This is a genomic window from Pseudomonas sp. DE0157, assembly GCF_007678615.1.
Taxonomy (GTDB): Bacteria; Pseudomonadota; Gammaproteobacteria; order Pseudomonadales; family Pseudomonadaceae; genus Aquipseudomonas; species Aquipseudomonas parafulva_B.
In genome coordinates this window covers 1-17,992 of the sequence record NZ_VEJN01000017.1, presented here as the reverse complement: position 1 = coordinate 17,992, position 17,992 = coordinate 1, and the positions used below count along the sequence as shown (strand labels likewise).

At 62.8% G+C, this 17,992-nt stretch carries 17 protein-coding genes and 2 tRNA genes; 7 read left to right on the top strand and 12 right to left on the bottom strand.

The window, feature by feature from the left end; all coding sequences use genetic code 11:
- Positions 1 to 178 precede the first annotated feature (178 nt).
- A tRNA-Met gene (locus FS777_RS18020) sits at positions 179 to 255 on the bottom strand.
- 316 nt (positions 256 to 571) lie between these two features.
- On the opposite strand from FS777_RS18020, the gene FS777_RS18015 reads away from it, so the two are divergent.
- The 3 genes from FS777_RS18015 (at position 572) to FS777_RS18010 (ending at position 3,282) form a co-directional block, all read left to right on the top strand.
- On the top strand, positions 572 to 1,786 hold the full coding sequence (locus FS777_RS18015; RefSeq protein ID WP_058638608.1) for an MFS transporter: 1,215 nt from the start codon (positions 572 to 574) through the stop codon (positions 1,784 to 1,786).
- A 119-nt stretch (positions 1,787 to 1,905) separates the two neighbouring features.
- Positions 1,906 to 2,043, top strand: a complete 138-nt coding sequence (locus FS777_RS21460; protein ID WP_167338938.1) for a hypothetical protein — start codon at positions 1,906 to 1,908, stop codon at positions 2,041 to 2,043.
- 78 nt (positions 2,044 to 2,121) lie between these two features.
- On the top strand, positions 2,122 to 3,282 hold the full coding sequence (locus tag FS777_RS18010; protein ID WP_145256782.1) for an MFS transporter: 1,161 nt from the start codon (positions 2,122 to 2,124) through the stop codon (positions 3,280 to 3,282).
- 67 nt (positions 3,283 to 3,349) lie between these two features.
- On the opposite strand, the gene FS777_RS18005 is transcribed toward FS777_RS18010, so the two are convergent.
- Both FS777_RS18005 and FS777_RS18000 read right to left on the bottom strand, forming a co-directional pair.
- The gene (locus FS777_RS18005) at positions 3,350 to 4,303 is read right to left on the bottom strand and encodes a FecR domain-containing protein (protein WP_145256779.1); all 954 of its coding nucleotides are present in this window, start codon (positions 4,301 to 4,303) and stop codon (positions 3,350 to 3,352) included.
- A complete protein-coding gene (locus FS777_RS18000; protein WP_027915459.1) occupies positions 4,290 to 4,805 on the bottom strand; it encodes a sigma-70 family RNA polymerase sigma factor in 516 nt (171 codons plus the stop codon). The genes FS777_RS18005 and FS777_RS18000 overlap by 14 nt, the downstream gene beginning before the upstream one ends.
- 171 nt (positions 4,806 to 4,976) lie before the next feature.
- Here FS777_RS18000 and FS777_RS17995 point away from each other — a divergent pair, with 171 nt between their 5' ends.
- Genes FS777_RS17995 through FS777_RS17985 form a run of 3 tightly spaced genes read left to right on the top strand, consistent with a single transcriptional unit; the run spans position 4,977 to position 9,166 of the window.
- A complete protein-coding gene (locus tag FS777_RS17995) occupies positions 4,977 to 5,600 on the top strand; it encodes a DNA-3-methyladenine glycosylase (RefSeq protein WP_145256776.1) in 624 nt (207 codons plus the stop codon).
- A 36-nt stretch (positions 5,601 to 5,636) separates the two neighbouring features.
- Complete coding sequence (gene ada, locus FS777_RS17990; protein WP_145256772.1) at positions 5,637 to 6,692, top strand: bifunctional DNA-binding transcriptional regulator/O6-methylguanine-DNA methyltransferase Ada; 1,056 nt, start codon at positions 5,637 to 5,639, stop codon at positions 6,690 to 6,692.
- A gap of 56 nt (positions 6,693 to 6,748) precedes the next feature.
- Complete coding sequence (locus FS777_RS17985) at positions 6,749 to 9,166, top strand: DUF3772 domain-containing protein (protein ID WP_145256769.1); 2,418 nt, start codon at positions 6,749 to 6,751, stop codon at positions 9,164 to 9,166.
- Between the two features lies 1 nt (position 9,167).
- Here the strand turns inward: FS777_RS17985 and FS777_RS17980 are convergent, their stop codons facing one another.
- The gene (locus FS777_RS17980; RefSeq protein ID WP_178091288.1) at positions 9,168 to 9,623 is read right to left on the bottom strand and encodes an XRE family transcriptional regulator; all 456 of its coding nucleotides are present in this window, start codon (positions 9,621 to 9,623) and stop codon (positions 9,168 to 9,170) included.
- Between FS777_RS17980 and FS777_RS17975 the strand changes: the two genes are divergently transcribed.
- Complete coding sequence (locus FS777_RS17975) at positions 9,606 to 10,643, top strand: MFS transporter (protein ID WP_256675194.1); 1,038 nt, start codon at positions 9,606 to 9,608, stop codon at positions 10,641 to 10,643. The genes FS777_RS17980 and FS777_RS17975 overlap by 18 nt on opposite strands.
- A 181-nt stretch (positions 10,644 to 10,824) precedes the next feature.
- Here FS777_RS17975 and ychF read toward each other — a convergent pair whose 3' ends face one another.
- From ychF to FS777_RS17935, 8 genes are all read right to left on the bottom strand, one after another.
- On the bottom strand, positions 10,825 to 11,925 hold the full coding sequence (gene ychF, locus FS777_RS17970; RefSeq protein WP_058603088.1) for a redox-regulated ATPase YchF: 1,101 nt from the start codon (positions 11,923 to 11,925) through the stop codon (positions 10,825 to 10,827).
- A gap of 24 nt (positions 11,926 to 11,949) precedes the next feature.
- Positions 11,950 to 12,534 carry an aminoacyl-tRNA hydrolase gene (gene pth, locus FS777_RS17965; protein WP_016501511.1) on the bottom strand — a complete coding sequence of 195 codons (585 nt, stop codon included), beginning with the start codon at positions 12,532 to 12,534 and terminating at the stop codon, positions 11,950 to 11,952.
- Between the two features lie 79 nt (positions 12,535 to 12,613).
- Positions 12,614 to 13,213: a 50S ribosomal protein L25/general stress protein Ctc gene (locus FS777_RS17960; RefSeq protein WP_023533244.1), complete on the bottom strand. Its 600-nt coding sequence runs from the start codon at positions 13,211 to 13,213 to the stop codon at positions 12,614 to 12,616.
- Between the two features lie 120 nt (positions 13,214 to 13,333).
- The gene (locus FS777_RS17955) at positions 13,334 to 14,275 is read right to left on the bottom strand and encodes a ribose-phosphate pyrophosphokinase (protein WP_003247410.1); all 942 of its coding nucleotides are present in this window, start codon (positions 14,273 to 14,275) and stop codon (positions 13,334 to 13,336) included.
- 48 nt (positions 14,276 to 14,323) lie between these two features.
- Positions 14,324 to 14,398, bottom strand: a tRNA-Gln gene (locus FS777_RS17950).
- Positions 14,399 to 14,417: 19 nt separating this feature from the next.
- Positions 14,418 to 15,278, bottom strand: coding sequence for a 4-(cytidine 5'-diphospho)-2-C-methyl-D-erythritol kinase (gene ispE, locus FS777_RS17945; RefSeq protein WP_058638601.1), 861 nt, complete (start codon positions 15,276 to 15,278; stop codon positions 14,418 to 14,420).
- 4 nt (positions 15,279 to 15,282) lie between these two features.
- Positions 15,283 to 15,900, bottom strand: coding sequence for a lipoprotein insertase outer membrane protein LolB (gene lolB / locus FS777_RS17940; RefSeq protein WP_145256766.1), 618 nt, complete (start codon positions 15,898 to 15,900; stop codon positions 15,283 to 15,285).
- A 4-nt stretch (positions 15,901 to 15,904) separates the two neighbouring features.
- A complete protein-coding gene (locus FS777_RS17935; RefSeq protein ID WP_058638599.1) occupies positions 15,905 to 17,623 on the bottom strand; it encodes a tetratricopeptide repeat protein in 1,719 nt (572 codons plus the stop codon).
- Positions 17,624 to 17,992 lie beyond the last annotated feature (369 nt).

The following is a 17,992-nucleotide window of genomic DNA, read 5'->3' as shown; positions in this document are numbered from 1 at the left end:
GTGGCTTAACGTGGCCTATCGCGCGCCCATGTCGCTCGCGCACTGGGCGTGGTTAGCCTGGTAGCTGTCTTTTTGGCGATGAGCGGTGTGAGGTGATTGCGCAGGCTCGCGAAGACCACCTGACTTTCTGGCGGGCAAAGAAAAAGGGCTTACCTTGCGGTAAGCCCTTCGTCTTGTTTGGTGGCTACACAGGGACTTGAACCCCGGACCCCAGCATTATGAATGCTATGCTCTAACCAACTGAGCTATGTAGCCGATGGCGCGCATTATTCTCTTGAACGGCCCCCCTGTCAACACGCTTTATAAAAAAAATTTGCACGCTTTCAAAAACTTAGCGAGCGATCGCGGTGCGCGCAGCGTTATCCATCCCCTGAAAACCCCAAATCGTATGGTTGATCGGCTTCAATTTCGGTATTTACCGGCTCGAGCCCCGGACGCTCTCGGCCCAGTCGGAGCATCCACAGAGCTTTGGAAGAAAGGGCTGGCCAGACCTGATGTAGAAAAAAAGGTAGCTATGTATCTATTTGTATCCCGATAATCGGAGCCCAGCTTTCCGACGGAGATCCAGGCCATGGCCATCCCCAGCGCCGCCCCGGCGTCCACCCAAGCGCAGGCGAGCACCGCTACGCCGTTGGTAATGCGCATCATCGGCTTCTGCGCCCTGGCGCACCTGATCAATGACCTGATCCAGTCAGTGCTGCCGGCCATCTACCCAATGCTCAAAGCCAATTACAACTTGAGCTTCGCCCAGATCGGCATGATCACCCTGACGTTTCAGATCACCGCCTCGATGCTGCAACCCTGGGTGGGCTTTTTCACCGACCGCCGGCCTACGCCCAACCTGCTGCCCATGGGCACGGTGTGCACGCTGATCGGTATCGTGATGCTGGCGTTCGTTGGCAGCTTCCCGATGATTCTGCTCGCCTCGGCCCTGGTGGGCATCGGGTCTTCGACATTCCATCCCGAAACCTCGCGTATTGCGCGATTGGCGTCCGGGGGCCGCTTTGGCCTGGCGCAATCGACCTTCCAGGTAGGCGGTAACACAGGTTCTGCCCTGGGCCCGTTGCTGGCTGCGGCCATCGTCATCCCGTTCGGGCAAACCCATGTCGCCTGGTTTGGCGTGGCTGCACTGTTCTTTCTCGCCGTGACCCTGATGCTGCGCCGCTGGTACATCGAGCACCTGAGCCAAGCCAAGGCGCGCAAGGCGGTACAGGCTACCCACGGCATCTCCCGCGGGCGCGTGGTTGCCGCGCTGGTGGTGCTGGGGCTGCTGGTGTTTTCCAAATACTTCTACATGGCAAGCTTCACCAGCTACTTCACCTTCTACCTGATCGAGAAGTTCGGCGTATCGGTCGCCAGTTCGCAGTTGCACCTGTTCCTGTTCCTGGGCGCGGTCGCGGCGGGCACCTTCTTTGGCGGGCCCATCGGCGATCGCATCGGGCGCAAGGCGGTGATCTGGTTCTCGATTCTGGGCGTGGCACCGTTCACCCTGGCACTGCCTTACGCGGACCTGTTCTGGACAACGGTACTGAGCGTGGTGATCGGCTTCATCCTGGCTTCGGCATTCTCCGCCATCGTGGTGTATGCCCAGGAACTGGTGCCCGGTAGCGTAGGCATGATCGCGGGCATCTTCTTTGGCCTGATGTTCGGCTTTGGCGGCATCGGCGCGGCATTGCTGGGCTATGTGGCTGACCTGCGCGGTATCGAATACGTGTACGGGCTTTGCTCGTTCCTGCCCCTGTTCGGAGTGCTGGCGGTATTGCTGCCGAGCACGGGCAAGCGCTGATGCTCAGAAAGGGGCAGGGATGCCCCCTTGACGCCACAGGCACTGAGGCAATTGACGGTATCGCCTGCTCTGGCCTAGAGTGCCGCCTCTTGCTCACTTTCTGCGTAGTAGCCAAAGCAATGCGCCGTTTCCTGTCCTTGCCCTGTCGCCGTCAGCCTGCCCCGGATGGGCTGCGCCGTGCCTGGCCGAGCGACACCGTGCTCAAGCGCCGTCGCAGCGTCCTGTTTGCCTTCACCTTCTCGCCACACCTGAACTGATCAGCGTTCGAACAGCGTCCGCCGTGCTGGTGGGTGCGTTTTTGTCTGCACGTCTTATCGGTTTGCTGGGAGTGGTTCATGAACATGCGTTTGCTGGCGGGCTTACTGTTCGCCGTTTCGGTCGTGGGGTTCAGCCTGGGCGCGACCCTACCCCTGGTGTCGTTGCGCCTGCACGAGGCTGGCGCAGGCACCCTCGAAATCGGGATGATTTCCGCCATTCCGGCGGCTGGCATGATGCTGTCGGCCTTTCTGGTTGATGCCTGCTGCCGGTATTTCAAGCGACGCACACTCTATTTGCTGTGTTTCAGCCTGTGCACACTGAGCATCGGCCTGCTGGAACCTGCATTTGCCTCGTTGTGGTGTCTGGCCATCTTGCGCCTAGCGCTGGGCCTTGGCATGGGCATCGCGATCATTCTTGGTGAGTCGTGGGTCAACGAGCTGTGCCAGGAGCATAACCGGGGGAAGATCATGGCCCTCTACGCCACCAGCTTTACCGGTTTCCAAGTGCTTGGGCCGGCGATGCTGGCGGTGCTTGGTGCCCACAGCCCCTGGATTACCGGCGTGGTCACGGCCTGCTATGGCCTGGCGTTGGCGTGCATCGTGGTGACGGTGCCCAATGACCGGGTGCTGCACGCTGAAGACGACAAGAGCTTCGGCCTGGCCGGCTTCTTTCGCGTGGCCCCGGCGCTGTGCGTGGCTGTGCTGTTTTTCTCGTTTTTCGATGCCGTGGTGCTCTCGCTCTTGCCGGTGTACGCCAGCAGCCACGGTTTCGCCGTGGGTGTGGCGGCGCTGATGGTGACCGTGGTGTTCGCAGGGGACATGCTGTTCCAGCTGCCGCTGGGCTGGCTTGCCGACCGCGTCGAGCGCACCGGCCTGCACCTGGCGTGCGGGGTAGTGGCCATGGCCATTGGCATCGGGTTGCCCTGGTTGCTGAACATGACGTGGCTGTTGTGGCCCTTGCTGGTAGTACTGGGTGCTGTCGCGGGCGGCATCTATACCCTGGCACTGGTGTTGATAGGCCAGCGTTTCAAAGGGCAGGACCTGGTCACCGCCAATGCCAGCGTCGGTTTGTTGTGGGGCGTCGGCAGCCTGGTGGGGCCGCTGATCAGCGGCGCGGCCATGGACGTGGCGCCCCACGGGCTGCCCATGGCACTGGCATTGATGGCCGGGCTTTTCGTGTGCTTTGCACGGCAGTCTTATCGGCGTGAGCAGCCGTCCTGCACCCCCTCTGAAAGCTAGCGGGTTTGCCTGCAGGAACGGCATTGCAGCTCGCTCCGGTGGTTACCAACTGAGCCGTGTCAGTGAGCTAAGCGGCGTCGATGTTGACCCAATACCGGGTGTGGTAATCGATGCGCACTGGCAGGCTGCGGGCCAGTAGCTGCAGGATCTGATTGGTGTCGGCCAGCTGGTAGGTCCCAGAAACCATCAGTTTCGCCACCGCTGGGGCGCAGCGCAGCAGACCGGGGCGGTATCGGTTCAGCTCAGCGACGAAATCTGCCAGCGGCATTTGCCGAACGCTGAGCACACCCTGCGTCCAGCCCCAGGGGTCACTGGGCGGGGTGACGGCTTGATGGCTTCCATTGGCCTGCACGCGCAAGGTCTCGCCGGAATGCACCCGCACTGGCGTAGCACCGGTCATCACCGTGACTTCGCCCCGGCGCACCGCCACCAGCAAGCCGTGATCGCTCTGGCGCACCAGCAGTTGCCCGTCGAGGGTGCGCAGGGTGGCTACTCGGGTATCGATGAAGAACGGGCGTTTGTCGTCAGAATTGCTGTCCAGGCTGACTTCACCGCGCAGAAGCGCCAGGCGGCGTTGGCTCGCCGTGAAGCGCAGGTCGATGGCACTGGCGGTGTTCAGTTGGATGCGGCTGCCATCACTGCCTTGCAATTGTCGGCGCTCGCCGGTGGCAGTGGCACTGTCGGCCAGCAGCTCCGGCAGGCCCAGCGGCTCGCGCGCCATCCAGCCAAGGCCGCTGCCGACCACCAACAAGGCCCCCAGCTTGAGCTGGTCGCGCCGGCTGATGCCCTGGCGCTCGCTGCCTTGCAGGGTACGACGGCTGAGGTCCTTGGGTAGCCCGGCGAGCTCATCGCCCAGGTTGCTGACGCGCTGCCAGGCCAACCCATTGTGAGGGTGCAACGACAACCATTGCTGGAACTGCGCCTGGGCATCCGGCCCTGGGCTGCCGAAGCGTAGCCTCACCAACCAGTCGATGGCCTGGTCGACCCGAGCCTGGGCGGGTGCTTGGTCAGGCGTCGGCATAACGCAACCGGTAGCAAGTCTTCAGCGCCTTGGCCAGGTCGCGCTCCACGGTCGCTTTCGAAACGCCCAGGAGCAAGCTGATCTGGATGATGCTCAGCCCGTCCAGTTGCGCATGCAGAAAGGCTTGGCGAGCACGCGGCTTGAGCTGGTGCAGGGCACGATCGAGGCGCTCCAGGCTGTCGAGAATGACCAGCCTGTGTTCTTCGCTCGGGATATCGGTTTCGGGTAGGTGCGCCAGGCTGTCCTGGTAGGCCCGCTCCAGCGCACGGCGACGAAACTGATCGATCATCAGGCCGCGGGCGATGCTGCTGAGGTAGGCGCGAGGCTCTTTCAACGGCGAGGTCTGCCGGGCGCGCAACAGGCGCACGAAGGTGTCCTGGGCCAGGTCGGCCGCATGTTCGCTGCAACCGACGCGACTGCGTAGCCAGCCGCGCAACCACGCATGGTGGGATTGGTAGAGCAGGGCGACCTCGGTCGGTTTGAGCGTGTCGGGAAGCTGCATCGTCGCCACGGTCGGTTCCTGTCGGATGTGATTGTGAATGGTTCTCAATTCTATGCGGGTCAGGCCATGGCGGGCAATGCTGCCTCAGGAATTACTTGCGCAAGATCCGGCAGTCGGCCGATGAGTGGCTGGGTTAAGCTGGCATCTCCACTGATCGATGGAGCCGCTTCAATGTTGATCGACGCCGAACCTCTCGCCTACCGGCAAGCGGCCGAATACCTGGGTGGCCTGGATGCGGATTGGGCGCGGCACATTGCCGCCGTCGGCCCCTGCCGCCACCGTACTACCCCAGGGCGTGAACCCTTCGAAGCACTGGTGAGGTCGGTCGCTTACCAACAACTGCACGCCCGTGCAGGCGACGCCATCCTCGGGCGACTGCTGGCGCTATTTGGGCAAGAGGCTTTCCCCACCCCCACGCAACTGCTGACAGCGGACCCCGCCGCCTTGCGCAGCTGCGGCTTCTCGGCCAGCAAACTGGCCACACTGCTGGACATTGCCCAAGGCCGCCTGGACGGTGTGGTGCCAACCCGCGAGCAGGCCCTGGACATGCCCGACGACGAATTGATCGAGCGTCTGGTGACGCTGCGCGGGGTAGGGCGATGGACAGTGGAGATGCTGTTGATCTACAGCCTGGAGCGTCTGGATGTGTTGCCGGTCGATGACTTTGGCGTACGGGAGGGCTATCGGCGGCTCAAGGGCTTGGAAAAAGCACCGACGCCTGCACAGATGCGCGCGCTGGGCGGCGCCTGGCGACCTTATCGCACCGTCGCCGCCTGGTACTTGTGGCGGGCCTGAGCGCTTGCCGAACTGCACTGAGTCTGGAAGACGAACATGACAACCTACACCACTCCCGAGCAGCGCTGGCAGGCCGTTGCGGCACGTGTTGCCGAGGCGGCGGACCATTTCGTCTATGCCGTGCGCACCACCGGCATCTACTGCTATCCAGGCTGCAAGGCCAGGCTCCCCCTGCGCAGCAACCTGGAGTTCTTCGAGTCCCCGGCATTGGCCGAGGCAGCGGGCTACCGCGCCTGCAAGCGCTGCATGGGCCGGCCTGCCATTTCGGCGCGTACGCGGCGCCTGGTCAGCGATGCCTGTCGCCTGATCGAGGCGTGCGAGCTACCGCCCAGCCTGGAGCAGTTGGGCGAGCGCCTGGCCGTCAGCCCGTTCCACCTGCATCGGCTGTTCAAGGCGCAAACCGGCCTTACACCCAAAGCCTACGCCGAGGCCTTCCGCGCCCAGCGCCTGAGGAGCAGCCTGGGGCATGGGCAGGGCTCGGTCACCGATGCCATTTTCGAGGCGGGCTACAACTCCAGCAGCCGCTTCTATGCCGGGGCTGAGCAGCGGCTGGGCATGCCACCCCGGCAGTTTCGCGCAGGTGGTGCCGGGGTGACCATTCGCTTCGCCGTGGGCCAGTGCTCACTAGGTGCCATCCTGGTTGCCCAGAGCGAAAAGGGCATCTGCGCGATTTTGCTCGGCGATGATCCTGAGGCGCTGGTGCACGCCCTGGAAGACCAGTTCTGCAACGCCGAGCTGATCGGTGCCGATGGCGCGTACGAACAGGTCGTGGCGCAGGTCATCGGGTTCGTCGAGGCGCCGGCGCTCGGCCTGGACCTGCCGCTGGATGTGCAGGGCACCGTCTTTCAGGAGCGCGTGTGGCAAGCGCTGCGTGAAGTACCCCCTGGCTGCCGGGTCAGCTACAGCGACATCGCCGAGCGCATAGGCGCCCCCAAGGCGGTGCGGGCAGTGGCCAAGGCCTGCGCGGCTAACCGTATTGCCGTGGCCATTCCATGCCACCGGGTGGTGCGCCGGGACGGCGACATCAGCGGCTACCGCTGGGGGATCGAGCGCAAACGGCAATTGCTGGCGCGCGAAACAGCCCTCTCCTGATGGCCCGAAGCGGCGTAGAATCGCTCGCCAGATCGAATTGGAAAGAGGAATGTTCGATGAGGCGTGTCAGCCTTTCCCGCTTTAGTCACAGCGTGATGCTGTTGCTGGCGCTGATTGTGACAGTGTCCAACCCAGCCTGGTCGGCACCTGCCCCTGCGACGACGGCGCAGGCTGCCGCTGACGCACCGGCACTGGACGAAACCGCGAGCGTCGACCAGCTTAGCGACCGACTGGACCAGATTCGCCAGGGCGTCACCAGTGATGCCAACGACGACCTGCTGGCGCAACTGCGCATGGCGGCCGTGCAGGTCCAGCGCCAGGCCGATGCCTTGAGCACCCAGCGTGCAGCCGATGCGCAGAAGGTGGACGATCAGTTGAAGGTCATCGGCCCCGCTCAGCCGGACGAGCCTGCGACCTTGACCCAGCAGCGCCAGGCGCTGGAGGCCGAGAAGAAAACCCTGGCGACCCAGCAGGATCAGGCCACCAAGCTGACCCAGTCGGCGCGGGACCTGTCCACGCAGATCGTCAACCTGCGCCGCAGCCTGTTCAACTCGCAGATATCCAGCCGGGCAGCGTCGCCGTTGAGCCCTGCGTTCTGGCAGAGCATGATCCGCCCGACCCAGGACGATGTGGCACGGCTGCATGACCTGCGCGGCGAGATCACCGACGCGCTCGACAGTGCCCTGAGCGCTGAACACCGCTGGCTGTTCTTCACCAGCCTGATCGCTTCGATCCTGGTATGGACCTTGGTGCGGGGTTTGCTGGAGCGGCTGCTGGCAAGGTCCATGGTGCGCTGGTTACCGGAGGGACGCTTGCGTCGCAGTGCCTTGGCCGTGGGCGTAAGCCTGGCAACCCTGGGCACCATTGCCGGCTCGGTATCGCTGCTGCGCTGGGGCGTTGAAAGCAGTGCGCAACTGGGTTCGGACCTGGCCAGCCTGACCGACCATATTCTTGCCCTGGTGGTGTTCAGCGCCTTCATTACCGGCCTTGGCCGGGCACTGTTGATGTTGCAGCGTCCCTCCTGGCGTTTGCCGGCGATTGCCGACGAAGTGGCCGAGGCCCTGGGCTGGTTCCCCAAGGTGCTGGCGCTGGCCTTGATGGTGATGATGACCCTGGAGCGGATCAACAGTGTGATCGGCGTCAGCCTGGCCCTGACCGTGGCGGTCAATGGCCTTACTGCACTGGTGGTGGCGTTGATTTTCGCCGGCGCCCTGATGACCTACCGCCGTGCTCGGCGTCGGCATGGCATTGACCGGGCGACGGGCCTGGCCGGCTTGATCCCGTTCGTGATGGTGGTGTGGCTAGCCGCGATCCTGCTATCGCTGATCACCGGGTACCTCACCCTGGCCTATTTCCTCACAGCCAAGCTGCTATGGGTAAGCCTGGTCGTCACGTGCGCCTACTTGCTCACAACGTTCCTGAGTGATCTGTGCGAAATGCTGCTCTCGCCTCGCCAACCGGGTGGCTTGGCGCTGGCCTCGACGCTGGGCCTGGCACCACGGCACCAGGCGCAGGCGAGCACGGTGCTCGCCGGCATTGGTCGCACCGTCGTGGTGATCCTGGCCCTGCTGCTGACCTTGATGCCGTCGGGCACCAGCCCCAGCGAACTGTTGCTGAGCCTGGGTGACTGGGATGGCACGGGCGGCAAGCTACTTGGCAACCTGAACATCGTGCCCCAGGACATCGTGCTGGCGCTTGGCATACTGGTAGGCGGGATGCTGGCCATTCGTGTGGTCAAGCGCTGGTTGAGTGAGCGCCTGCTGCCGGAAACCGACATGGACGCCGGCATGCGCGCCTCGCTGGTCACCCTGGTGGGTTACCTGGGCTTCCTGTTCCTGGCCATGCTGGTGATGTCGACCCTGCACATCAACCTCACTAGCCTGACCTGGGTGGTGAGTGCCTTGTCGGTCGGTATCGGCTTCGGCCTGCAGCAGATCGTGCAGAACTTCATCTCCGGCCTGATCCTGCTTACCGAACGCCCGGTCAAGGTGGGTGACTGGGTGAGCCTGGCGGGTGTCGAGGGGGATATCCGTCGCATCAACGTGCGCGCCACCGAGATCCAGATGTCGGACCGCTCCACCGTGATCGTCCCTAACTCGCAGTTCATCTCCCAGAACGTGCGCAACGTGACCATGGGCAATGCCCTTGGCGTGGTCGGTATTACCCTGACCTTGCCCCTGGACACCGACGCCAACCGGGTCCGTGAGCTGCTGCTGACCGCCTTCCAGGAGCACGAGGCCATCCTCGAAGCACCGGCGCCGTCGGTGTCGTTCAAGGACCTGACCAATGCCGGTATGGTGATTGGCGTCAGTGGTTATGTGGCAGGGCCGCGGTTGGTGGGCGGTGCCCGCAGTGACCTGCTGTTCACCATACTGGGGCGCCTGCGCGACGAAGGTATCGCCCTCTCTGCGCCGCAGAGCATGGTGCTGTTGCAGGACGGGCAACGCCCGGCCGAAGCTGAAAACGACGCGTGAATCATGGGCTGCCTGGCAGCCCATTTTGGCGTGCGTATACCACCAGCCGAAGGTGCCGGTCTTCATCGACGGTCAGCGAGGTATGCTCGAACAGCTGGGCCTGCCCATCGATGACCAGTTGGCGTACGCCGCTGCAGGATGCATGCACGTCGTGGGAGCGCCAGCCGGCCTTGAAGGCCGGCGAGACATGCTCCAGTTCGTCCACCAATGCGTGGATATCGGCTTCCTGCGTGGCCCGGGCGAAGTCGCGACGAAAGCTTGCCAGCATAATCGGGGCCTGGCTGTCCCAGTCGTGCAAGCGCCCATGCATCGTCGGGTCGGTGAACAGCAGCCAGAGCAGGTTGCGGCGCTCAGGCGGGTGCGCGGCGAAGCCGAAGAGTGCGTCGGCTAGCCCATTGAACCCCAGTACATCCCAGCGCAGGTTGAGGACGAAGGCCGCGTGCGGCAGGTCGTGCATCAAACGCCTCACCAGCGGCGCCTGGCGCCCAGTGCTGCTTTTCTGATCGGTGCACGGGCTGTACAGGGGCTGGCCACCGCGCTGCTGTTCCCTCAGGTCTATGCTTCGATTCGGGTCAACTTCGACGCCCAGGACAGCCGCCGCGCCTTCGGTTTGCTAGGGATGACGCTGGGGCTGGCTGCCATCGCAGGCCAGGTGCTGGGCGGCTGGATGGTACATGCTGACCTGTTCGGATCAGGCTGGCGCAGCATCTTTTTGATCAATGTACCCATTGGGTTGCTGGCTTTCGTGGCGGCGCGCTACATCCCCGAGACCCGCGCGCCCCAGCGCCCGGACCTGGACTGGGCAGGCGTGGCGCTGGTCAGCGTCGGCCTGGCATTGCTGCTCGTGCCGCTGATCGAAGGACCGGGGCAGGGGTGGCCTGCCTGGAGTTTCTTCGCGCTCGGCCTGGCATTGGGCTTGCTCGCGCTGTTCAAGCGCCAGCAGCAACGGCGACGAGCGACCGGCAGGTTGCCCTTGGTGGACATGCAACTGTTGACGCAGCGCCGCTTTGCACTGGGCACGCTGCTGGTGCTGGTGGTCTATTCCACATCCAGTTCCTTCTTTCTGTGCTTCGCCCTGCTGATGCAGAGCGGGCTGGGTCTGGATCCCTTCATGGCGGGCAGTATCTTCGCACCCTGCAGTGTGGGTTTCGTACTGGCATCGCTTGCTGCCCCGCGGCTGGTTGCGGGCTGGGGAATACGAGCGATCATGGTAGGGGCCTTGCTGTACGCGCTGTCGATCGGGTTGCTGATTGCCCAGGTCCAGGCGGCAGGCGCACAGTTGGTGCCCGTTTGGCTGATCCCGGTACTGATCGTGGTAGGTGCGGGGCAGTGCAGCAGGTCGGTGCGGCGCTGGGGGTGGCCGTGGTGGGGATTTTCTTCGCGGCGGCGCTGCCAGGGGAAGGCTTGGTCGTTCAAGCCGGCCAGTATGTGCATGCGTTTGTGTCCGGCATGCTCTACAACCTGGGTGCCGCGGTGATGGTGATCGTCTTGCTGGTGATGCTGGCAGGCGAGCAGCGGTCTGGGGGAGGTGAGTAAGCCGCACGCACTGGCGCCGTGCTCCCGCTTTTTGCGGGCTTGAATAAAAACAGGAGCGTTCGGCAGACCCTCAATTGGGCTGCTGAACGCTCCTGCTTATTTACGCTGCGGTTAAGCGTCGATCAAACGTTGAAGCGGAAGTGCATCACGTCGCCATCTTTGACGATGTAATCCTTGCCTTCCAAGCGCCACTTGCCGGCTTCCTTGGCGCCGCTCTCACCCTTGTACTGGATGAAATCGTCATAGGCCACGACTTCGGCGCGGATGAAGCCTTTCTCGAAGTCGGTGTGGATCACCCCGGCCGCTTGCGGGGCAGTGGCACCTACGCGCACGGTCCATGCACGTACTTCCTGCACGCCGGCGGTGAAGTAGGTCTGCAGGTTCAGCAACTCGTAACCGGCACGGATCACACGATTCAGGCCAGGTTCTTCCAGGCCCAGGGCCTCGAGGAACATGTCCTTTTCTTCACCGTCGTCCAGCTCGGCGATTTCCGCTTCGATCTTGTTGCACACCGGTACGACCACCGCGCCTTCTTCCTCGGCGATGGCGTTCACCACGTCCAGGTGCGGGTTGTTCTCGAAACCGTCCTCGGCAACGTTGGCGATGTACATCACCGGCTTGCTGGTCAGCAGGTGGAAGCTACGGATCAGGGCCTTTTCATCGGCGCTCATGTTCTTCATCAGGCTGCGCGCTGGCTTGCCTTCGGTGAAATGCGGGATCAGCTGTTCCAGAATGGCCTTCTGCGCCAGGGCGTCCTTGTCGCCACCCTTGGCGTTGCGGGCCACTTTCTGCAACTGCTTTTCGCAGCTGTCGAGGTCGGCAAAGATCAGTTCGAGGTCGATGATCTCGATGTCGCGCTTGGGATCGACGCTGTTGGAAACGTGAATCACGTTCTCGTCTTCGAAGCAGCGCACCACGTGGGCGATGGCGTCGGTCTCACGGATGTTGGCGAGGAACTTGTTGCCCAGGCCTTCGCCTTTCGAAGCACCGGCCACCAGGCCTGCAATGTCGACGAATTCCATGGTGGTGGGCAGGATGCGGTTGGGCTTGACGATTTCAGCCAGCGCATTGAGGCGCGCATCGGGCATGGGCACGATGCCGCTGTTCGGCTCGATGGTGCAGAAAGGGAAGTTCTCTGCCGCGATGCCAGACTTGGTCAGGGCGTTGAACAGGGTGGACTTGCCGACGTTGGGCAGGCCGACGATGCCGCAATTGAAACCCATGGGTATTCCCCTCTCTAAAGGAAATCAGGCCTTCTGGCTGTGCAGCTCGCGCATCGCCTTGGCGAAGTCGCCAGCGAGCACGTCCGGCAGCACACCGAGGGCAAAGTCGATGCTGGCGTCGAGCTTCTCCTGCTCGGCGCGCGGTGCGCGGCCCAGGACGAAGTTGGAGACCAGCTTGGCGTCGCCTGGATGGCCAATACCGAGCCGCAGGCGATGGAAGTCGTTCTGGTTGCCGAGCTGCGCGATGATGTCGCGCAGGCCGTTGTGCCCGCCATGGCCGCCGCCGCGCTTGAGCTTGGCAACGCCGGGAGGCAGGTCGAGTTCGTCGTGCGCCACCAGGATGGCCTCCGGTTTAATCCGGAAGAAATTGGCCAACGCCGCCACGGACTGGCCGCTACGGTTCATGTAGGTGGTGGGGATCAGCAGGCGAACATCGTTGCCCTGATGGCTGAATTTAGCCGTCAGGCCGAAATATTTCTTGTCAGCGGTCAGCGAGATGCGCTGGGCGCTGGCAATGCGTTCAACGAAAAGAGCCCCTGCGTTATGCCGGGTCTGTTCGTATTCGGGGCCGGGGTTACCCAGGCCGACGATCAACTGGATGGCGGTCACGTCAGGGGCTCTTCCTTGGAGTTGGTGGGTTACAGGGCGCGCGGCACTGTAACCCGATCAACGCCGGCGTGCGAGTGGATTACTCGGCAGCGCCTTCTTCCTCAGCTTCAGCGGACACGCGTGGTGCGTGAACGTTGGCAACTGCTTTGTCATCACCGTGGGCCAGAGCGACGAACTCTACGCCTTTCGGAGCTTTCAGGTCCGACAGGTGGATGATGGTGCCGATTTCAGCATTGGCCAGGTCGACCTCGATGAACTCAGGCAGGTCTTTAGCTTCGCAGGAAACTTCCAGCTCCGACTCAACGTGCGAAACTTCGCCGCCTTTCTTGACCGGGCCTTCTTCGTTGATGAAGTGAACCGGTACCTTGGCGGTCAGTTTCTGGCCTGCAACGACGCGGATGAAGTCGGCGTGCATGATGAACTGCTTGGCCGGGTGGCGCTGCATGGCCTTGATGATGACGTTCTGCTTGACGCCGTCAACGTTCAGTTCGATGACGTGGCTGAAGGCCGCTTCGTTTTCGAACAGCTTGGTGATTTCCTTGGCCACGATGGTCAGGGATTGAGCTTCTTTATCACCACCGTAGACTACGGCTGGGATGCTGGCGGAGTGACGCAGGCGGCGGCTCGCACCTTTCCCCAGGTCAGTACGCGCTTGGGCGTTCAGAGTGAAATCAGTCATTTTGTTTCTCCAAAATAGCCCCCCGAGGGCGTTTGCGACCAGCGCCAACGGGGATGGCAAAAAAGCCCCGCCCCAGCAGATGTGCTGGGGCGGGGCGCTTTTCGTCAGCGAGCGTTCCGCTTAGCGGAACATCGCGCTGATCGATTCTTCGTTGCTGATGCGGCGAACCGCTTCGGCGACAACCGGTGCGATATCCAGCTGGCGGATACGGTCACAGGCTTGAGCAGCGGCGGACAGCGGAACGGTGTTGGTCACCACCAGCTCGTCCAGGACCGACTTCTCGATGTTCTCGATCGCGCGGCCCGACAGGACAGGGTGCGTGCAATAGGCGTAAACCTTGGCAGCGCCGTGCTCTTTCAGGGCTTTGGCCGCATGGCACAGGGTGCCGGCGGTGTCGACCATGTCGTCTACCAGGATGCAGGTGCGCCCTTCGACGTCGCCGATGATGTGCATCACTTCGGAATGATTGGCCTTTTCACGGCGTTTGTCGATGATACCCAGGTCGACACCCAGGGACTTGGCGACAGCACGTGCGCGCACGACACCACCGATGTCCGGGGAGACAATCATCAGGTTCTCGAAACGCTGGTCTTCGATATCGTCGACCAGTACGGGCGAACCGTAGATGTTGTCGACCGGGATATCGAAGAAACCCTGGATCTGGTCAGCGTGCAGGTCGACGGTGAGTACACGGTCGATACCCACGACAGTGAGCATGTCAGCGACGACTTTGGCGCTGATGGCTACACGTGCCGAACGCGGACGGCGGTCCTGGCGGGCGTATCCGAAGTAAGGAATCACGGCGGTGATTCGGGAAGCTGAGGAGCGGCGGAAGGCGTCGGCCATCACTACCAGTTCCATCAGGTTATCGTTGGTCGGTGCACAGGTCGGCTGAATAATGAAGACGTCTTTACCGCGGACATTTTCATTGATCTCAGTGCTGATCTCGCCGTCGGAGAATTTACCGACAGAGACGTCACCGAGAGGGATATGCAGCTGACGTACGACACGCCGAGCCAGATCGGGGTTAGCGTTCCCCGTAAAGACCATCATCTTGGACACGCGCAGTACCTGAAGGCTGAGGGTATACCTGGATGAGTATAAGGAAAATGGCAGGGGCGGCTGGATTCGAACCAACGCATGGCAGGATCAAAACCTGCTGCCTTACCGCTTGGCGACGCCCCTGTATCTGTTGCTGCGAGCGCTAGGCACTCGACTTCTTGACCAGACTTTGCAGCTTGCGATGCAACATCGAAATATTGCTTCCTTTCGCCACAAACCCTGTTTGGGTCGCTGAAAGAAGGGCCAGAACTTTATCAGCTTCGGCTTTGCTTGGGAAGGCCCCAAACACACAACTTCCAGTTCCGGTTAGTCGAGCCTCTGTGAATTTTCCCAGTGCGTTCAGCGCGTTGCGAACTTCCGGGTAATTCTGCTCTACCACCGGTTGGCAGTCATTTCGACTGTTTCCCTTGGGAACGGGGCGCATCTTAAGGGGGAGAGAATCACGTGTCAACTGCGGATGTGAAAAAATTTCTGCTGTGCTTACAGACACTTGCGGAACCAGCACCACATACCAGGGTTGTTCCGGATCGACCGGCGTGAGCTGTTCGCCCACACCCTGGGCAAAGGCGGCATGACCGCGAACGAATACCGGTACATCGGCACCCAGGCCCAGGCCCAGGGCAGCCAGGCGATCTTCGTCCCAATCCAGTTGCCACAGGTGGGCAAGGCCAAGCAGGGTGGTGGCGGCATTCGAGCTGCCGCCGCCGATGCCGCCACCCATTGGCAGCACCTTGTTCAGCCAGATGTCTGCGCCCAGGGGCGTGCCCGATTGGGCCTGCAGCTGGCGAGCGGCACGCACGATCAGGTTGCTGTCATGGGGCACGGTATCGAGGTCGCTGTGCAGGCGGATCATGCCGTCCTCACGCACAGCGAAGCTCAGCTCGTCGCCGTGGTCGAGAAACTGGAAGACCGTTTCAAGCTCGTGGTAGCCATCGGCACGGCGGCCAATGATGTGCAGCCACAGGTTCAGCTTGGCCGGCGCGGGCAGGGTAAGCGCTTGCATCGACTCAGTGCCCCAGCTGGCGGGGCTGCCAGTCCTTGACCACCAGGGTCACGTCCAGGTCCTTGCCGTGCAGCTTGAGGCGTTCGGGCAGCCAGTAACCTTTATGCTCGGCATAGCTCAGGTACTCGACCTGCCAGCCGTCCTGTTCAAGGCTGGCCAGGCGGCTGTCGCCGTCGAGGGTCAGCTTGCTCTTGGTGTCCGGCGCTGGCAGGCCGCGCACCCACCAGACCAGGTGGGAAACAGGCAGCTTCCAGCCCAGTTGCTCTTCCAGCAGCGCTTCGGGGCTGGTGGCTTCGTAGCGGCCCTGGTTGGCCACTTCCAGCACCACGGCGTCAGGCCGGCCGGTCAGGCGTGCGGCCCCACGGCCCAGCGGCCCGGCCAGGCGAATGTCGAAGTAGTCCTGGCGCTGCAGCCAGAACAGGGTGCCACTGCCCGAGTCGCGTGGGGCACGGATGCCCACCTTGCCGTTGATCTGCCAGCCGTTGAGGCTGCTCAACTGCTGTTTGTGGGCACGCCACTGCTGTGGGTCGCCGTGGCCCTGCAAGGCTTCGCGGCTGCCAATGCCGGCACAGCCGGCCAGGAGGGCGATGAGGGTGAAGGTTACGAAATGGCGCAATAGCATGGTCTTAAAGGGTCTCGGATCCGGTCAGGCGTAGGAGGGTCTTGCGCAGCACAGGGCTGTCGGCCTGGGCTTCGAAGCCCTTGGCCCATACCTGGCGGGCTTCGCGCCGCTTGCCGTTGGCCCACAGCACCTCGCCCAGGTGGGCGGCGACTTCATGGTCGGGGAAGCTGGCGAAGGCCTGGCGCAGGTAATCCTCTGCTTTGTCGAGGTTGCCCAGGCGATAGTTCACCCAGCCCAGGCTGTCGAGCACTGCGGGATCGTCCGGGGTCAGCTGATGCGCCTTGTCGATCAGGGCCTGGGCTTCGGCGTAACGATTGGTGCGGTCGGCCAGGGTATAGCCAAGGGCATTCAAGGCCATGGCGTTTTCCGGCTCGCGGGCAATGATGGCGCGCAGGTCCTTTTCCATCTGGGGCAGGTCATCGCGCTTTTCGGCGAGCATGGCACGGGTGTAGAGCAGGTTGAGGTCGTCCGGGTAGCGCTGGATGGCTTGTTGCAGCACCTGGTTGGCCTGGGCGTCCTTGTTATTGTTGCTGTAGCTTTCCGATTCGATCAGGAACAGCTGGATCGCGTAGTCGGGCTGGGCTTCGCGGGCTTCGGCGAGCAGGCGAGAGGCTTCGGTGCCGCGGCCGTTGGCGATCAAGATGTCGGCCTGGCGCAGTTGCGCGGCCAGGTAGTCGGGCCCTGGCCCTACCAGGGCGTACTGGCGCAGGGCACCTGCCGGGTCGTGGCGTTCTTCGTGGATGCGGCCAAGGTTCAGGTGCGCGGCATCGGTGTTGCTGTCGCGTTCGACCAACTCCTGCAGGTAGCCTTCGGCTTCATCCCACTCCTTGTTTTCAAGGCACACCAGCGCCAGGGAATAGCGCAGCTCGTCGTCCTCGGGATACTGCTGGACCAGGCTGACGAATTCGCCCTTGGCGTCGGCGATGCGGTCCTGTTCGACCAGGGTCCGGGCATAGGTCAGGCGCAGGCGCTTGTCGTCGGGGTTTTCGCGAATCGCCTTGCGCAGCAGGGGGAGGGCTTCTGGACCACGGTCCAGGGCTTGCAGCAAGCGAGCGCGCAGCAGGATCGGTGCAATTTCGCCGTTTTGTGGCGCGTGCGATTCGAGCAGTTCGAGCGCCTCTTCGGCCTTGCCGTCCTGGTTCAGCAGCAGGGCCTTGCCGAAGATCAACTGACCGTTGTCAGGGTACTTGACCAACAGGCGTTCGAAGCTCTGCAGCAGACCATCACGTGTGCTCTGGTCGGTTTCGGCAGCCGACAGGGCTAGAAAATCGAAATGGGTATCGCCCTGGCCTTGCAGGACCTTTTCCATATAGGCCATGGCATCGTCATAGTGGCCTGCGCGGGCCAGCTGGATGGCGGCGGCGCGTTGCGCATCGAGGTTCTGCGGGTCATTGCGGGCCCAGATGAGGGCGTTGTCCAGCGCAGGTTCATCGGCGCCCAGGTATTCGGCGATACGGTAGGCGCGTTCGGAGACGCCAGGATCCTGGGTTCGCGCGGCCTCATCGGTGTAGTTGGCCAGGGCGATGTCGAAGCGATTGCGTTGCCCGGCAAGCTCGGCCACCAACAGGTTATAGAGCGTATCCTGCTTGAACGAGCCGTACACCATGGGCTTCTCGGCTTCGGGTTTACCGACGTCAGCAGCAGGCTCGGCCTTGTGCGCGGGCAGGCTCTGGCAGCCCTGGAGCAGGGCGAAGGCAAGCAGCAATGCGTAGGGTTTGTTCATAGAGGGCTTATAAGGAGACTCACCGGCGGTTGGGGCATGATGACACAAGCGCGGTGGCAAACCCACCGGGCCAAGGTATGAAGCGGATCCTTCGTTTATGAAGACCGCGACATTAGGATGTGGTTCGGCTTGCAGCGCGGGAGGTGGCCTGGTCCGCGGGTCAGGGACTTGTGCGTAGCCATCGCGCAAGCGCTTGCTGCTGCCAAGCCCGCAGCATACCTGTCCTCATCCCATGCCCGTCCCCGTTCCCATGCTTTTGCTCTTGCTTCTAAGTGCGCGGTAGCTCAGGCGTCGCAGATCGCGACTTCAGGAGGCCGAGCGCAGGGCTTGCGGAGGGAGGTGACAGGCATGGATGCCTGTCAAGCGCTG

Excerpts from the sequence above, each read along its gene's own strand:
- FS777_RS17985 (WP_145256769.1), top strand. The coding sequence starts at position 6,749 with ATGAGGCGTGTCAGCCTTTCCCGCTTTAGTCACAGCGTGATGCTGTTG.
- FS777_RS18000 (WP_027915459.1), bottom strand. The coding sequence starts at position 4,805 with ATGCAGCTTCCCGACACGCTCAAACCGACCGAGGTCGCCCTGCTCTAC.
- FS777_RS21460 (WP_167338938.1), top strand. The coding sequence starts at position 1,906 with ATGCGCCGTTTCCTGTCCTTGCCCTGTCGCCGTCAGCCTGCCCCGGAT.
- FS777_RS17995 (WP_145256776.1), top strand. The coding sequence starts at position 4,977 with ATGTTGATCGACGCCGAACCTCTCGCCTACCGGCAAGCGGCCGAATAC.
- ada (WP_145256772.1), top strand. The coding sequence starts at position 5,637 with ATGACAACCTACACCACTCCCGAGCAGCGCTGGCAGGCCGTTGCGGCA.
- FS777_RS17935 (WP_058638599.1), bottom strand. The coding sequence starts at position 17,623 with ATGAACAAACCCTACGCATTGCTGCTTGCCTTCGCCCTGCTCCAGGGC.
- ychF (WP_058603088.1), bottom strand. The coding sequence starts at position 11,925 with ATGGGTTTCAATTGCGGCATCGTCGGCCTGCCCAACGTCGGCAAGTCC.
- FS777_RS18010 (WP_145256782.1), top strand. The coding sequence starts at position 2,122 with ATGAACATGCGTTTGCTGGCGGGCTTACTGTTCGCCGTTTCGGTCGTG.
- ispE (WP_058638601.1), bottom strand. The coding sequence starts at position 15,278 with ATGCAAGCGCTTACCCTGCCCGCGCCGGCCAAGCTGAACCTGTGGCTG.
- FS777_RS18015 (WP_058638608.1), top strand. The coding sequence starts at position 572 with ATGGCCATCCCCAGCGCCGCCCCGGCGTCCACCCAAGCGCAGGCGAGC.
- lolB (WP_145256766.1), bottom strand. The coding sequence starts at position 15,900 with ATGCTATTGCGCCATTTCGTAACCTTCACCCTCATCGCCCTCCTGGCC.
- FS777_RS17960 (WP_023533244.1), bottom strand. The coding sequence starts at position 13,213 with ATGACTGATTTCACTCTGAACGCCCAAGCGCGTACTGACCTGGGGAAA.
- FS777_RS18005 (WP_145256779.1), bottom strand. The coding sequence starts at position 4,303 with ATGCCGACGCCTGACCAAGCACCCGCCCAGGCTCGGGTCGACCAGGCC.
- FS777_RS17980 (WP_178091288.1), bottom strand. The coding sequence starts at position 9,623 with ATGCACGACCTGCCGCACGCGGCCTTCGTCCTCAACCTGCGCTGGGAT.